Genomic DNA, 16088 nt, shown 5'->3' on the forward strand with positions numbered 1-16088 from the left:
ACACCGCACCCCCACATCCACGTCGTGAGTGGTTTGGCCGGTTCTAGCCGGACTAACCACTCACGAGGGCGTGGATCGAGGAACGCAGGTCGTGTTCCGGTCGCCAGCCCAACGCGGTGGTGATCCGGGTGATGTCGGCAGCGATCCACGTGACCGCCCCTGACCGGTGCACCGGCGGGTCGGCCTCGGAGATCTCGCCGGTGTACCCGGCCACCTCGGCGAGCAGCTTCACCGCGTCCCTGATCAGCACGGGCACGCCGCTGCCGACGTTCATCACCCGGTAGGGCACCTCGTCGGCGAGGACGACCGCGGCGATCGCGCCTGCCACGTCCCGGACGTCCACGAAGTCCCGGTACGAGTCCAGCGGACCGAGCCGGATCTTGTTCTCGCCGTGGTGCAACGCCGTGCGGATGCTCGCCGCCGCACGGCCGAGCACCGTGTCCGCACCGATGCCGGGCCCGATCGGGTTGAACACGCGCAGCGACACCGCGTCCACATCGGTTGCGACAACCATGTTGGTGCTGGCCAGCTTCGTGATGCCGTAGGTCGCGACGGGAACAGTCGGGCCGTCCTCGGCCACCGGTGTGCCGACCGGGACCACGCCGTACTCACCTGCCGAGCCGAGCACGACCAGTCGCGCGTCCGGTGTGGCAGCGCTGATCGCGTCGAGCAGGTGCGCGGTCGTGAGCGCGTTGGCCGACACCAGTTCCGCGGCGGACCCGGATAACAAACCCGTGCAGTTGACTACGACTTCTGGCTCGACTTCCCGCAGCAACGTCATCAGCTTGCCGATGTCGTCGTTGACCAGGTCGTGCCGGAGCGCCGACCGGCGACCTGCCTGGACGAGGGCGACCAGGCCGTCGTGTTCGGGACGGCTGAGCTCGGTGACGACCTTGCTGCCGAGGAAACCACTGCCACCGAAGAGCAGCACCCGTTTCATCACACCACCGATCCCGGCACCAGCAGCGGCCGCAGTCGTTCGAACTCGCGGTTGGCCTCGTCGTAGTCGTCCGGCCGCCCGATGTCCAGCCAGTACCCGTCGAAGTCGTAGGCCGCGGGCGCCTCGTCCTTGGCGAGCAGGTCGAGCACGAGCTCGTCGAGTCCGAAGGGGACGTTGCGCGGGTAGGGCGCGAGTGTCTTGCGGGACATCGCGTACACACCCATGCTCACGCCGTAGGCGAGCGTCGGTTTCTCCACGAACCGCACGATCCGGCCGTCGGCCGTCTCCAACGTGCCGAAGTCGATCTTCACCTGGCGCTGGTAGGTGGCGATGGTCAGCGGCGCGCCCGTCTGGGTGTGGTGGTGCAGCAGCCCCACGTAGTCCAGGTCGGTCAGCACGTCACCGTTCATCACCAGGAAGTTCTCGGGCAGCTGGTCGAGGAAGTTCAGCAGCGGCCCGATCGTCGACAGCGGCGCCTCTTCCTCGGAGTAGTCCACCGAGATGCCCCACCGCGAGCCGTCGCCGACGAAGGCCTGGATCAGCGACCCGAGGTGGCCGATCGCCAGCGTGGCACGGGTGAAGCCCTGCGCCCGCAGCTGTTGCATGATGATGTCGAGGATCGCGTACTCCTCACCGATCGGCACCAGCGGCTTCGGCAGCGCCGTCGTGTACGGCCGCAGTCGTACTCCCCGCCCCCCAGCGAGTATCACCGCGTGCATGGTGTTGCCTCCTTCTTCTCAACGGTATCGCCGGACCTCGCCCGCAGCAGCCAGCGAGGTCAGCAGGAACAGCACGAGCAAGGCGGCACAGCCCGTGAGGAAAACCGGGATCTCGTTGCCGGGTGCGAGGTGGTTGGCGAGCACGTTGGCGGTGATCACCACCGGCATGATCGCCAGCAGCCAGCGCAGCCCCTCGTAGCGCATCAGCACGAACCCGAGGAAGAACACGCCGCCGAGCACCACGTGCGCGTCCACGAGCAGCGAACCCCGGGTGGTGAGCAGGCCGAACTGGGCGAGCACGCCCAGCAGGGCCAGCGCGATTCCGCCGAGGATCACCAGGCAGCAGGCCAGTTCCCTGAGCAGCAGCCGTTGCGTGGCCCGCCGGAACTGCGCGACGGACCGGCTCGACTCCAGTTCGTCGAGCGCCTGCTCGGAATACCGGTGCGCCCGCCATTCGACGGCGCCCATCCCGAGCACGAGCGGCGCGACGGCCAGTCCGAGATCCAGGTCGGCGAGCACGAACCTCGCGTCCGTGTTCAGCAGGAACGCCGCGCACAAGGCCGAGTACGCCACGCTGGGCGCGGACAGCCTGAGCAGCAGGTGGATGCGCGGCGGTTTGCGGGTGTCCGGCTGTGCTCGGCCCGTCTCGTGCCACGACGCCGCCAGGATGAGCACAATGGACAGTGCGGCGCAGCCGAGCGCCACCGGAAGCAGGTCGAGAACCAGGTGCGCGGCTCCGCCCGCGCACGCGGGGATCATCAGCAACGCCAGCCGTGCTTCCCGCTTGTGGATGACCAGCACGCACGACGAGACCTGGAAACCCATCTGTGCGAGGCAGAACACCCACAGCCGGGTGTCGATCAGCAGTGACCCGGTCGCAACGACCCCGAGGCCGATGCCGCCGGAAAGCCGCAGCGACCGCCCGGCGGCGCGGTCGAGCCCATGGCCGAGCAAGCGGTAGGCCACCAGGCTCATGCCCATCGCCCACCACCAGCCGATCGCTGTGGTGAACACCAGGCCGCGAACCATCGTCAGCGCGCCGAGCCAGTCGTACGCCGCCGGGTAGGACAGGCTCGGCAGCAGGAAGAGCGGTCCGTGCGACAGTACCCGGAACGTTCTCCTCGCCCGCTGTTCGTCCTGGCGGGCCTCGACTTCGCGGGGCAGGTGCCTGAACACGACGACGGCGAGGGCGAAGACGTCCTTGACCCCGTAGCGTTCCTGCGCGACCTGATCGGTGAAGCCCTGGCTCTCCAGCACCGCGGCGATCTGCAGCTCGTCGACCGCCCGGCCGATCATCGGCGCGACCCGGTTCGCGAGCTCGTCCACCGCCTCGATCTCGTTCACCGCGTCACCAGCTCGGTGTAGATGCCACGGTAGCTGTCATTCCACTGCTGCAAGGTGAAGTTCTCCAGAACACGTTGCCTGGCGACGCGGCCGAGCTTGCGCCGCAACGCCGTGTCGGTGAGCAGCTTCACGCACGCCCGCGCCACAGCGGCGTGGTCACGAGGCGGGACAACGAATCCGGCATCGCCGACGGCCTCGGAGACACCGCCGACGTTCGTGCACACCTGGGGCCGCCCGGCCGACATCGACTCGACGACGGTGAACGGGAAGCCCTCCGACACGCTGGTCAGCGCGACCAGGTGGCCCGCGTGGTACGCGTCGATCTGCCGGGGCACACGGCCTTCGAAGGTCGCCGCCCCGGTCAGCCCCAGCTGTTCGATCAACTCGACGCAGCTGGCGTGGTAGCCCTCGTTGACCGGGGTGACCGGCCCGAACATCCGCAGCGCCGCGTCCGGGATCTCCGTGCGCACCACGTGGAACGCCCTGATCAGGGTGTGCAGGTCCTTCAACGGGTCGATCCGGCCGACGAACACGATCGTCGGCCGGTCCGGCTCGTGCTCGACCGGCGGGAAGTCCGCCGGGTCGATCCCGTTGTACATCGTGCGCATGCGGCCGGCGTCCGCGCCGTTGTGCAACTGCCAGCGACGGTTGTAGCTGGAGTGCGGCGCGAGCATGTCCGCCGCGCGGTAGGCGGCGCCCGCCAGCGCACGGAAGAAGCTGAGCAGCAACACTTTCACCGAGTGCGGCGTCGGCTCGTTGACGATGCCGAGGTAGCGCTCCCTGAGGTACACGCCGTGTTCGGACATCAGGATCGGTGTGCCGTACGTCCACTTCGAACCCAGCGCGACCAGCGCGCTCAGCCCGTTCATCGACAGGTGGCAGATGTCGGCCTCGACCGGCGGGTAAGACAGCGGCCGCAGCATGTGCTCCAGCAGGTCCGACGCGGTCAGCGCGTCACGCAGGCTGAGCGGCTCCGTCCACAGTGCCATCAACCGGTCGATGGCCTCGTTGGACACCATGGCCGTGCTGAGATCGGATTTCTGGGCGTACTCGAACATCGCGGGCAGCGCGGCCAGCAGCGCGTCGGGGTTGCCCGGCGGGCGGAGTGCGTCGAGGAACGCCGAATGGATCGCGGCGAAACCGCGTCTCTTCCGCCGTTTCTGCTGTTGCAGGCCCCATAACGGAAGATTCACGACCCGCGCCAGGTTGTCCGGTGTGGGCCAGGTGCTGCGTTCGGACCCGTCGACGGTCAACGCGACCGCGGTGAACTTGTGCTCGGGCATGCCGTTGATCAGCTGGTCACACCACAGGCTGACACCGCCGGGGTGGAACGGGTAGGCACCTTCCGAGATGAGCGCCACGCGGAGACTTCGCCGCGCCGGTCCGGTGGGCTTGGGCAGAGTGAGGCGCTCGGGTGCGGTCATGACCGTGGGCTCGCAGTCACCGTGATGGTCTGGCCCGCGCTCACGCCGAGGCGGGAGATCGCGTCGCTGCCGTAGATCTCGGCCTCGTCCGGGCCCTTCTGGTCTTCGTCGGTCGCCTCTCTGGTCTGGATCCCGGTGATGAACACCGATCCGTCGTTCCTCGGCGTGTAGCTCACGGCGTTCGTCACGCGGTTCCACACGGCGTCCTCGGTGAGCTGGCCGAAGTGGGACGTGCGGTGCTCGACGTGGTTCGCGAGCGTGATCCAGTCGGTGTTCTTCAACGGCACCCGGTAGTAGGCGGTGTACCCGGCCAGCACGGCTTGGATCCAGTCGAACGCGAGGCTCCTGCCGTCCGCGTACTGGTGCAGGTTGCCCTGGTGGAGCGTGTGGACGTACGCCGAACCGCTGATCACGTGCTGCAGTGCGACTTCCGCTTCGCCCTTGACGATCGACTCGTACGTGTGCTCGCCGTACTCGGCGTTGTACAGCGCTTTCTGCTCGTCCGGTGTGACCGCCTCGAACGCGATGTTCGTCGGCCAGTCGGGCACGATGAACACGTCCTTCTGCAGCGGGTGGTAGATGCCGCAGTTGAAGCAGGGCGGCCGGTGCCCGGCGAAGGACATGTTGCCCTGCATGTACTTCACGCCGAGGTCGCTCGCCGCCTTGAGCAGTTCCTTGTTCGACCCGGCCAGTCCGTGGTCGGTCGGCGGGTCGGGGGACTCCGGATCCGGGTTGTACACGCCGAGCCCGGAGTACTCGGGGGTTTTGAGCACCGAGTGGGGGACTTTCAGCCCGCCGGTGGCGGCGTCGGCGAGGTTGCGCTGGATCTCGGTGTAGTTGCGGTCGTAGGGCGTGTCGTTCATCTGCGGGTGCGTGCTGGTGTGGTTGATCCACCGGAACTCACCGGCCAGGCACTTGGTGTAGCTGCTCAGCGGCTCGGTGGTGTCGTCGGAACACCGTGCGGGCGCCCGCGCGTCGAACTTGCTGGCGTTGTACGGCAGGTTGAGCGTGAAGTCCTTCGCCAACGGGTGGGCCTGCCGCACTTTCCGCTGCTGGTCGGCGACATCCGCGGCTTCGGCACCGGTCAGCCGGTACACGTCCTTGGTGCCGTCCGGGCGCATCCGCAGCGTGCTGCTGAACCAGTCGTCCACGTCCACGCCGAACCAGTGCCGCTGTTCGCCGAGGAAGATGCCGCGGGTCGCCCACCGCACCAAACCGAGGCCGAGCAGCTTCGTGGACACGGCGTCGGGACCGACCGAGAACGTCAACGCGGCCCGTTCCCGGCCGTCGCGCGTGCTGATCACGCCGACGACGTCCTGGCCGACGGTCAGCAGAGGCGTGGCGTCACACCCCAGCTTGGCCCGGTACAGGTAGGACTGGACGATGGGAATCTTGGCGTCGGCGACCAGGTAGTCGAACACCTGGCTGCCCGCGCCGGCCACCGTCGCCAGCTCAGGGGTGGTTCCGATGGCGCCTTCGCCGACCGGGCGCAGGCAGTAGTCCTCGGGTGACTGGCCGGGGAACGTGTTCAACGAGACCTGCCGCACCTGGAACGCGCGCTCGTAGTCCCATAACGCGTTCCACTCCTGAGCGTCGAACGCGGCCTGGTAGTTGCCGTTGTCCGGGTAGAGCAAAGCGTTGTTGGTCAACAGGATGCCGTTGTACCGGCCGACGCCGTCCGGCCGCACCAGCCGGTTGGCGTCCAGCCGCTCGGTCCGGGCCAGCAGGACGTCGTACGGCGTGCCGATGCCGTCGAGCACTGATTTCCACGCGGCCAGGCCGAAATCGTCCGTGTCGGTCGCCACCACCAGCTGCCGCAAGGCGACGCGTGTTCCCGGCCCGCTGTCGGTGTTCCCGGCACGGATCGGGACGCGTTGCTTGCGCGGCAGCGGCGGCTGCTCCGGCAACGCGGGCTGCGCGGTCACGCCCGTGCTGCCAGGAGCTTCGAGCCCGGACGGGCTGGTCAGCGTGACCGCGACCAGTCCGAGCGCGACGACGATCAACAGCGGAATCGGAAGATTCCGGCCCAGCCGACGTGGATTCATCGCGGCTACCTCGGCTGTGCGAGCAGTGTCTGCCCCAGGCCGGGGCGCACGCCCAGCTGGGTGATCAGGTCGGTGCCGTACCGCTCGGACGGCACAAGCAGGCCGCCCGCGCCGGTGATGAACAGCGAGCCGGTGGTGTCGGCGCTGACCGTGACGATGTTGGTCACCTTGTCCCACACCACGTCCGGTCCGGCCTTGATCTCGTTGTGGTGCGCGGACCGCGCCTTGGCGTAGTTCGCCACCCAGGTCCAGTCCGGGCCCTTCAGCGGCACGTTGTAGTAGCTGCTGTACTGCCGGACGACCTCTTCGGCCCAGTCGAAGGCGAGGCTCTTGCCCGGCGCGTAGTGGTGTGCGTTGCCCTGGTGGAAGGTGTGCACGTACACCGACCCGCTGAGCACGTGCTCAAGGCCGACTTCAGCCTCCAGCGCGAGGATCTCCGGGTACGTCAGGTCCCTCGGGTGTGTCGGGAACTGGCCGTTCGGCCCGTACAGGCTGTTGTACAGGTACGTTTCCTCGGCGGGTGTGGTGACCTGGTAGCCGATGTTGACCGGCCAGTCCGGCACCACCGACACCGCCGGCTCCAGCGGGTGCGTGATCGCGCAGTTGAAGCACGGCGGCTGGTGGCCTTCGAAGGACATGTTGCCGTGCAGGACCTTCACACCGAGGTCCTTCGCGGCCTTCAACAGATGCGGGTTGGAGCCGGTCAGGCCGAAGTCCTTGAGCGGCCCGTCCGGGGTGGTCGAGTACACGCCGAGCCCGGAGTACGCGGGGGTCTTGAGGTTGTCACCCGGCACGACGAAACCGGCGTCCCGGCCGACGGCCAGGTTGTCGCGGATCTCGGCGACGTTCTCGGCGTACGTGGTGAAGTCGAGCGCCGGGTGCTCCAGCGTGTGGTTGATCCACCGGAAGTTGTTGCCCTCACAGCGGGAGAAGCTGCTCAGCGGGTCCGGGGTGTTCATCGCGCTGCAGCGCGACGGCGCGTTGGAGATCAGCCCGCCGCCGTTGTACGGGATGTTCAGGTTGAACTCGTCGGCCAGGGGATACCGGTCACGCAGCGAGTTCTGCTGTGCGTGCGTGGCCGAGGCCTCGGGGCCCGACAGCCGGAAGCCGGGGTTCGTCTCGAGGCGCCCGTCCGGGTACAGGTGCGCCGTGTGGTTGAACCAGTCGTCGATGTCCAGGTTCAGGTAGTGCCGCTGCTCGCCGATGAGAACGCCACGAGCCGCCCACCGCAGCAGTCCGTACCCCAGCAGGTCGGTGTGCAGCTGGTACTCGCCGGACGAGAACGTGAGCGCCGCGCGCTCGCGGCCGTCGGGGGCGGTGGACGTGACCGCGTAGACGTCGCTGCCGACCGTCAGCAGCGGCGTGGCCTGGCAGCCGGACTGCACCCGCGACCGGTAAACGTACGACTGGGAGACGGGAATTCGTGCCGACGCTTTCAGGTAGTCGAAGAACTGGCTACCGGGCTGGGTCAATGCAAGCTGCGCCGGTGTGGTGATGGGACCTTCGGTTCCGGCGCGGAGGCAGTAGTCCTCTGGGTACGTACCATATGAGGTGTACAACGAGACCTGGCGGATCCCGTAGGTCCTTTCATACGACCACAGCACTGACCACTCGGCTGAATCGAAAGCGCTGGTCCCTTCACTGCTCAGCGCGTTGTCGGTGAGCAGCACGGCGTTGTATTTGGCCGTTCCGTCGTTGTTCACGAGGTGGCCGGCTTGCAGCGTCGTGTTCTTCGCGAGTATGACGTCGTATGGCTGGCCGATCCGGTCAAGGGTCGACTTCCACGTCGGTAACCCGAAATCAGTTGCCGAACTGGCGAGAACAAGCACACGCAACGCCACCTTGCTACTGGCGTTCACATGGTGGGAACTGGTGGTCGCGGTGGCGGCCATTACAGGTCCATTCACCACGGGCAGCTTGGGCGCGGCCGGCTGTTTCGGGCGCGACACCGCCGCGCGGATCAGCGGATGTTCGTGTGCGTGCTCGACATGCCCGTCACCAGCGGGAGCGCTGCTCGCGGGGCTGGCGGCGGAGCCGGTGACAACGGCGGCTAGCAGGACAGGCAAAACCCTCGTCCTGATCCTGTTCATGGACGAAACCCCTCTGGTGGCGTCGTTATTCGGGCATGGCGAGGTGGGGCGGGCACGCCGCTCGCGCAGCGGATGAAGAACTGTCTCCCAATAAGCGGGACGAGGCGCGAAAGCGCTCAGCCGGACATGAGCCTCCCAGGTGCAGGCCGGGGCAGCATTGATCGAAAAGGCATGACGCACTTAGGGGTTCGTCACCGGAAGTCCGCTTGTTACATGCTGACAATCGCCACTTTTCAGTGGATCATTCCCAATATCAAGATCCTTGTCAGGGCGCCGGATATCGATCGGCCCGTGACGACCGAGTTCTCTGGAACAACGCGTCCGGCGTGCCCCGTTCGGCGGTGCCTGATACCGCCGTGCGGCGGAGTCGTGGCTCGGGTGGATGGGCCATCCGGTATCTCTCCGCCGATCGGGTGACAATTGTCGGCTGTCGGTTGTTTTTATGGCCGGACATAATGATCCACCCAATTAATCCGGCAACTGGGAATGACGTTTGCCATACGTGTGGCCGTGGGCCAGGCCGGTCGCCGCGTGCAGCGGGCAGCCGTGCTTGTCGGGCCGCACTCGCGCGGTACCCGCGAACCGGGCGAACTTTCCTGCGTGATCAACATCCTGGTCAGGGGGTGTCGCTCACCCGGATGTCGGAGTGCCGTGATTCCATCGTGACGTGGTGACGAAGTCCGCGCCGCTGCTCGTCCGGACTCCGCACCGCCCTCGCGCGGGTTTGACCTGGGACGATGCGGCCGTCCAGCTGATCGAGGGCGGTGTCGGCTTTTGCCGCGTCCTCGGTGGGCCGGGGACCGGCAAGACGACCTTGCTGGCGCACAGCGCGGCACGGCGGATCGCGGACGGCGCCGACCCCGAGAACATGGTGATCCTCACCACCAACCGGCGAGCCGCCGCCGCGTTGCGGACGCAGATCACCGGTCTCCTCGCTGACGGTGGGATGCCGACCGCGCGTGATCCGCTTGTTCGCACGGTCCATTCCTACGCGTTCGCTGTGCTGAGGTTGCAGGCTTCGTTGCGGGACGAGCCGGGGCCGCGGTTGCTGAGCGGCCCGGAGCAGGACTCCGTCTTCCGGGATCTGCTGGAAGGCGACCTGGAGCGGGGCGCCGCCTACTGGCCGAAACGGCTGCGGCCCGCGCTGACCATCCCCGGTTTCGCCGACGAGTTGCGTGACCTGCTGCTGCGCGCGGCCGAGCGCGGGGTGGGGCCGGACGACCTGGCTGAGCTCGGCAAGCGGTACTCGCGTGACGAATGGGTCGCGGCCGGCCGGTTCGGCAGGCAGTACGAGCAGGTCACGTTGCTGGCAGGCGCGGCGGACACCGGTGTGGCGCAGGCGAGCGGGCCCGCGCTGGACGCGGCCGAACTGGTCGACAGCGCGCTCGTCGCGTTCGAGACCGATGACGAATTGCTCGACCGGGAACGCGCGCGCGTCCGGCACCTCTACGTCGACGACGCGCAGCACCTGGACCCGTTGCAGTACCAGCTCGTCACCACGCTGGCCGAGGGCGGCGGGGAGTTCGTCCTGGCCGGTGACCCGGATCAGGCGATCTTCTCCTTCCGCGGCGCGGATCCGCGGCTGCTGGCCGACGCGGATCCCGACGGGTTCAACACGATCGTGCTCACCACCGGCCACCGGATGTCCACCCAGGTCAGGGAAGCTGTCGGGCGCCTGGCCGCGCGGCTGCCGGGAACGGGGCCACAGCGGCAGATCAAGGAAGGCCGAGGTGTCCCGGCCGACGGCAGTGTGGCGGTGCGGCTGCATCCCTCCGCCGCGGCCGAGGCGAACTGGGTCGCCGACCAGTTGCGCCGCGCGCACCTGATCGACGAGGTGCCGTGGTCGGAGATGGCCGTGGTCGTCCGTTCGGCGACGCGGGCGATTCCCGTGCTGTACCGGGCATTGGCGGCGGCCGGCGTGCCTGTCGCGATCCCCACCGATGAGGTGCCGTTGGCGCAACAACCCGCTGTGCGGCCGTTCCTTGCGTTGCTCGGGTGTGCCGCCGACCCCAAGGCGTTGGACGCCGACGTGACGGCGATGCTGTTGTCGTCACCGCTCGGCGGCGCGGACCCGATGGCGTTGCGACGGTTGCGGCGCGGGTTGCGGCGTCTCGAGTTGGCCGCTGGCGGAGACCGTTCCAGCGATGAGTTGCTTGTTGAGGCGCTCGACACGTACGACAAGCTCGCCGCGTTGGAGGACGCCGAGGCCGCGCCGTTGCGCCGGGTCGCCGCGTTGCTCGCCGAGGCGCGCAAGGCGATCGCCGACGGCGCGGGTGTCGAGCAGGTGTTGTGGGGGATCTGGCAGGGCAGCGGACTCGAGCGGCGCTGGGTCGCGCAGACCGAACGCGGCGGAACCTCGGGCGCGCAGGCGGATCGCGACCTGGACGCGATCGTCGGGCTGTTCCACGCCGCGGCGAAGTACGCCGACCGGTTGCCCGGCGCCGGTGTCGCGCGGTTCGCCGATTACCTGACCGCGCAACAGATCGCGGGCGACAGTCTCGCCGCGAAGGCGCCGACAGGCGAGTCCGTCGCGTTGCTCACCGCGCACGCCGCCGCGGGCCGTGAGTGGACGGTCGTCGCCGTTCCGGGCGTGCAGGAAGGCGCGTGGCCGGACCTGCGGTTGCGTGGCTCGCTGTTGGGCGTCGAGCAGATGGTGGACGTCCTCAACGGCGCCGACCCGTACGAGTACGTGTCGATGACGGCGCCCATCCTGGCCGAGGAACGCCGGTTGTTCATGGTCGCCGCCAGCCGGGCGCGGTGGCGGCTGCTGGTCAGCGCGATCCGCGGGGAGGAGGAGCAGCCGTCCCGCTTCCTCGGTGAACTCGCCGAGTTCGAGGACGAGGAACTGGCGTTCGTCTCGTTGTCGGCCACCCGTTCGCTGGTCCTCGCCGACCTGGTCGGCGAACTGCGCAAAGTGGTGTGTGACGGCGAGGAGTCCGCGCCGCGCCGCCGCCGTGCCGCGCGGCAACTGGCCCGGCTGGCTGAGGCCGGTGTGCCGGGCGCGCACCCGGACTCCTGGTACGGCCTCGCGGACATGTCCAGCGCCGCCGCGTTGCGCGAGAAGACCGAGCCGGTCAAGGTCTCACCGTCCACAGTGGACGTTTTGGCCAAGTGCCCGCTGCGCTGGGTGGTCGAACGGCACGGCGGTCAGGACCCGGTCGAACTGCACGTGGTCACCGGCACGCTCGTGCACGCGCTGGCGCAGGCCGCGGCGGAGGGCGCGAACGAGCGGGAACTGCGTGCCCAGCTCGACGAGACGTGGAAGCAGGTCGACGCGGGCGCGCCCTGGTACTCCAAACGCGAGAAGCAACGCGTGCACGGGATGCTCGACACGTTCCTCAGCTGGCTGACCGGGACGCGTTCGCAGCTGACCCAGGTGGCGATCGAGCACGACGTGGACGTCGACCTGCCGCAGGAGGAGGACGGCCCGCGGATCAGGCTGCGCGGCCGGGTCGACCGGCTGGAGGCCGACTCGGACAAACGCCCGGTCGTGATCGACATCAAGAGCGGCAAGACACCGGTCAGCAAGGACGAGGCCGCCCAGCACCCCCAGCTCGCGGTGTACCAGCTGGCCGCCGCGTACGGCGCCTTCAAGCAACTGGGCCTCGACACGGACTCCGGCGGCGCGCGGCTGGTGTTCGTGGCGAAGAAGGACCGCAAGACCGGCGCGGCGGAACGGGTCCAGGACCCGGTCGAGGGCGAGGCCGTGCAGGAGTGGCTGACGGTGGTCCGCAAGGCGGCGGCCGACAGCATCGGCCCCGACTACGAGGCGCGCGAGAACCCCGACTGCTCCCGTTGCCCGGCCAGGACCAGCTGCCCGGTGCACCCGGCCGGACGGCAGGTCACGGAGTGATGGATGGACGTTTCCGCATGTAGAGTCGGGTCGCCGTGGAATCTGACACCGTGACATCCGACCTGATGACGCCGAGGCAGCTCGCTGCCGCGCTCGGGCTGCCCGCGCCGACCGACGAGCAGGCCACGGTCATCGCGGCGCCGGCTGAACCGGCGTTGGTCGTCGCGGGAGCGGGCGCGGGCAAGACCGAGACGATGGCCGGCCGCGTGGTGTGGCTCGTCGCGAACGGCTTGGTCGTGCCGGAGCGGATCCTCGGGTTGACGTTCACGCGCAAGGCCGCCAGGCAGCTGGCCGACCGTGTCCGTGCCCGGTTGCGCAGGCTCGCCGGGTCCGGTGTGCTGGAACGGCTGGATCCGAGCGGTGAGCGCAAGGCCGCCGTGATCACGGGTGAGCCGACCATTCTCACGTACCACGCCTATGCCGGGCGGCTGGTCAGCGAGCACGGCCTGCGGCTGCCGGTGGAGCCCGCGGCCCGGCTGCTCACCGAGACGTCCTCGTGGCAGCTGGCGCACCGGCTGGTCAGCACGTGGACGCAGGACCTGGACACCGACCGCGTGCCCGCGACGATCACCCGGTACCTGCTCGACCTCGCCGGTGAGCTGGGGGAGCACCTGGTCGAGGAGGACAAGCTCGTCGAGCACGCCGAGCGGCTCTGCCAGCTGATCGAGGCCGCGCCGCGCGGCCCGCGGCAGGCCGCCGAGCCGTCCCAGAAGCTCAAGGAAATCATTGCCGCGCAACGGTTCCGTGTCGCGCTGCTGCCCATGGTGACGGCGTACGCCGAGCGCAAGCGCAAGGACGGTGTGCTCGACTTCGCCGACCAGATGGCGATCGCGGCACGGCTCGCGCGCGACCACCCGGAAGTCGTCAAAGGCGAACGGGTCAAGTACGGCGCCGTCCTGCTGGACGAGTACCAGGACACCGGTCACGCGCAACGCGTGTTGTTGCGGTCGCTCTACGGCCAGGCGGAGCCGATGACCGTCACCGCCGTCGGTGACCCAGCACAAGCGATTTACGGCTGGCGTGGCGCGAGCGCGGCCAACCTGCCGCGCTTCACCACGGACTTCCCCAAGCAGGACAAGCGCCCGGCCACCCGCTACGGCCTGCTCACCAGTTTCCGCAACCCGCCCGAGGTGCTCACGCTCGCCAACCTGATCTCCGATCCGTTGCGCCGCAGCGGACTTGAGGTGGACGAGCTGCGCGCGCGGGACGACGCCGACGAGGGCGACGTGCACTGCGCGTTGTTCCCGGACGTCCAGGCCGAGCTGGAATGGCTGGGTGACGCCGTCGCGAGCCGCTGGCGTGCCGCGGTGGAGAGCACAGGCAAACCGCCCACGGCCGCGGTGCTGGTCCGCCGCCGCGCGGACATGTCGGACATCGCGACCGTGCTGCGTGCCCGCGGACTGCCGGTCGAGGTCGTCGGCCTCGGCGGGCTGCTGGACGAGCCGGAAGTCCGTGACCTGGTCAGCACGCTGCGGGTGCTCGTCGACCCGCTCGCGGGCACGGCCGCGACCCGTCTGCTGACCGGGTCACGCTGGCGGCTGTCCGCGGCCGACCTCGCCGCGTTGTGGCGCAGAGCGACCGAACTGGCCGGTCTGCACGCGCCCGACCAGCTGGATCCGCTGCTCGGTGCCGTGCCGGGGGAGCGTGCCGAGCAAGCCGGGCTGGTGGACGCGCTCGACGACCCCGGCGACCCGAAGCGGTACTCCACCTCGGGCTACAACCGCATCCGCGGTCTCGGCGGCGAGCTCACCCAGTTGCGGCGGCGGCTCGACCAGTCGCTGCCGGAACTCGTCGCGGACGTCGAACGGACGATGCAGCTGGACATCGAAGCGTCCGCCCGGCCCGGCCCCATCGCCCGCGTGCACCTGGACGCGTTCGCCGACGTCGTCGCGGACTACGCGCGGCACAGCCCGTCGGCGAGCCTGATGTCCTTCCTGGACTACCTGTCCGCCGCCGAGGACGCCGAGGACGGCCTGGAACCGGGCGAGGTCGAGGTGGCCGAGGACCGGGTGCAGGTGGTGACCGTCCACTCCGCGAAGGGCCTCGAATGGGAGATCGTCGCGATCCCGCACGTCGTGACGGACGTGTTCCCGTCCAAGCGCCGCGGGTCGAGCTGGCTGCGTTCGGTGACCGAACTGCCCGCGTCGCTGCGCGGTGACGCGGCGGACCTGCCGGAGCTGCGGCTGTACGCGGACATGAACCGCAAAGAAGTCGAAGAGGCGCTGCAGCTGCACAACGAGGGCTTCGCCGAGCGGTCGCTGACCGAGGAACGGCGGCTGTTCTACGTCGCGCTCACCCGTGCCGAGCACTGCCTGCTGGTGTCCGGCCACTGGTGGGGGCGGACCAGCGCGAAACCCAAGGGGCCGTCGGAGTTCCTCACCGAACTGTCCGAAGTGGATGTCGCGGTGGTCGACCACTGGGCGCCCGCGCCCGCCGAGGACGAGGAGAACCCGATCGCCAACGCGGCCAGGGTCGTGCGCTGGCCGATCGACCCGCTCGGCAAACGCCGCCAGGACGTGCTGGACGGCGCCGACGAGGTCCGTGCCGAGCTGGCGAAACTCAAGCGCGGCAAACCGCCCGACACCGACCAGCTGCTGCTCGAGCTGGAAGAGGAAGATCCCGACGGCTGGAAACGCGACACGGACGTGCTGCTCGCCGAACGCGCCGCGGCGATGTCCAGACGCGAGAAGATCGCGTTGCCCGGTCAGCTGTCGGTGAGCCAGCTCGTCGAGCTGGCCGCCGATCCCGACGCGCTGGCCCGCAGGCTGCGCCGCCCGCTGCCGTTCCCGCCCAACCCGGTCGCCCGGCGCGGCACCGCGTTCCACAGCTGGCTCGAGCGCAAGTTCGGCTCCGGCCGCCTGCTCGACCTGGACGAGCTGCCCGGTGCGGCCGACGACAGCGCGTTCGCCGACGAGGACCTGGACGCGCTGCGGACGGCGTTCATGACCAGTTCGTGGGCCGACCGCATCCCGCACGAGGTCGAGGTGCCGTTCACGTTCGACGTCGACGGCGTGTCCATCCGCGGCCGGATGGACGCCGTGTACGCGGACGTCGACGGCGGCTGGACTGTCGTGGACTGGAAAACCGGCCGTGTGCCGGACGCGGCCCACCTGCCGACGTTGGCCGTGCAGCTGGCCGCCTACCGGTTGGCGTGGGCACAGCTCGCGGAGGTGCCTGTCGAGCGTGTCCGTGCGGCCTTCCACTACGTCCGTGAGGACCACACGCTGCGACCGGCGGACCTGCTGGACGCGGACGGCCTGCGCCGCCTCGTCGGGTCAGTTCCTCCGGTCACTGACGCGTAGCGCCCACTTGACGAGCGGCCATTGGAACGGCAGCCGCGCGTACGCGGCGACCTTGGACGGCGTGGTCTTCGCGTCCAAGGCCATTTTGACGTTGCCGGGGAACACCGCGACGAACAGCAACGCCGCGAGCAGCGCCCCGAACCGCCTTGTCCTGGGCACGGCGACCAGCAGCGCGGTCCCGAGCTCGCCGGCACCGGACGCGTACGTCCAGGTCCTCGCGTTGCCGGGGAGCTGGCGCGGGATCAGCCGGTCGAACGGCTTCGGCACGAGGAAGTGCAGCGTGCCCATGCCGCCGAGCAGGACGGCCAGGAGGATCGCTCGCCGGGATTCGGTCATGCCGAGGAGGCTACTCGCCAGTAGCCGGACAGGCG

9 protein-coding genes are annotated in these 16088 nt (G+C 69.1%); 2 read left to right on the forward strand and 7 right to left on the reverse strand.

The window, feature by feature from the left end:
• Positions 1 to 52 precede the first annotated feature (52 nt).
• The 6 genes from AOZ06_RS07200 to AOZ06_RS59650 are packed head-to-tail and all read right to left on the reverse strand — an operon-like array spanning position 53 to position 8562.
• A complete protein-coding gene (locus AOZ06_RS07200; protein WP_054288716.1) occupies positions 53 to 940 on the reverse strand; it encodes an NAD-dependent epimerase/dehydratase family protein in 888 nt (295 codons plus the stop codon).
• The gene (locus tag AOZ06_RS07205) at positions 940 to 1659 is read right to left on the reverse strand and encodes a nucleotidyltransferase family protein (protein ID WP_054288717.1); all 720 of its coding nucleotides are present in this window, start codon (positions 1657 to 1659) and stop codon (positions 940 to 942) included. The genes AOZ06_RS07200 and AOZ06_RS07205 overlap by 1 nt, the downstream gene beginning before the upstream one ends.
• 18 nt (positions 1660 to 1677) lie before the next feature.
• On the reverse strand, positions 1678 to 3003 hold the full coding sequence (locus AOZ06_RS07210) for a hypothetical protein (protein WP_054288718.1): 1326 nt from the start codon (positions 3001 to 3003) through the stop codon (positions 1678 to 1680).
• A complete protein-coding gene (gene pelF, locus AOZ06_RS07215) occupies positions 3000 to 4427 on the reverse strand; it encodes a GT4 family glycosyltransferase PelF (protein ID WP_054288719.1) in 1428 nt (475 codons plus the stop codon). The genes AOZ06_RS07210 and pelF overlap by 4 nt, the downstream gene beginning before the upstream one ends.
• Positions 4424 to 6472: an Agd3-related carbohydrate-binding protein gene (locus tag AOZ06_RS07220; protein ID WP_054288720.1), complete on the reverse strand. Its 2049-nt coding sequence runs from the start codon at positions 6470 to 6472 to the stop codon at positions 4424 to 4426. Before AOZ06_RS07220 ends, pelF begins: the two co-directional genes overlap by 4 nt.
• Positions 6473 to 6477: 5 nt before the next feature.
• Positions 6478 to 8562, reverse strand: a complete 2085-nt coding sequence (locus tag AOZ06_RS59650; protein WP_225953161.1) for an Agd3-related carbohydrate-binding protein — start codon at positions 8560 to 8562, stop codon at positions 6478 to 6480.
• A gap of 667 nt (positions 8563 to 9229) precedes the next feature.
• On the opposite strand from AOZ06_RS59650, the gene AOZ06_RS07230 reads away from it, so the two are divergent.
• Together AOZ06_RS07230 and AOZ06_RS07235 are read left to right on the forward strand one after the other, a co-directional pair.
• Complete coding sequence (locus tag AOZ06_RS07230) at positions 9230 to 12415, forward strand: ATP-dependent helicase (RefSeq protein ID WP_417999942.1); 3186 nt, start codon at positions 9230 to 9232, stop codon at positions 12413 to 12415.
• A gap of 65 nt (positions 12416 to 12480) precedes the next feature.
• The gene (locus tag AOZ06_RS07235) at positions 12481 to 15717 is read left to right on the forward strand and encodes an ATP-dependent helicase (RefSeq protein WP_083472574.1); all 3237 of its coding nucleotides are present in this window, start codon (positions 12481 to 12483) and stop codon (positions 15715 to 15717) included.
• Here the strand turns inward: AOZ06_RS07235 and AOZ06_RS07240 are convergent.
• On the reverse strand, positions 15691 to 16053 hold the full coding sequence (locus tag AOZ06_RS07240) for a DoxX family protein (RefSeq protein ID WP_054288721.1): 363 nt from the start codon (positions 16051 to 16053) through the stop codon (positions 15691 to 15693). The genes AOZ06_RS07235 and AOZ06_RS07240 overlap by 27 nt on opposite strands.
• Between the last annotated feature and the right edge of the window lie 35 nt (positions 16054 to 16088).

This window comes from Kibdelosporangium phytohabitans (genome assembly GCF_001302585.1).
Taxonomy (GTDB): Bacteria; Actinomycetota; Actinomycetes; order Mycobacteriales; family Pseudonocardiaceae; genus Kibdelosporangium; species Kibdelosporangium phytohabitans.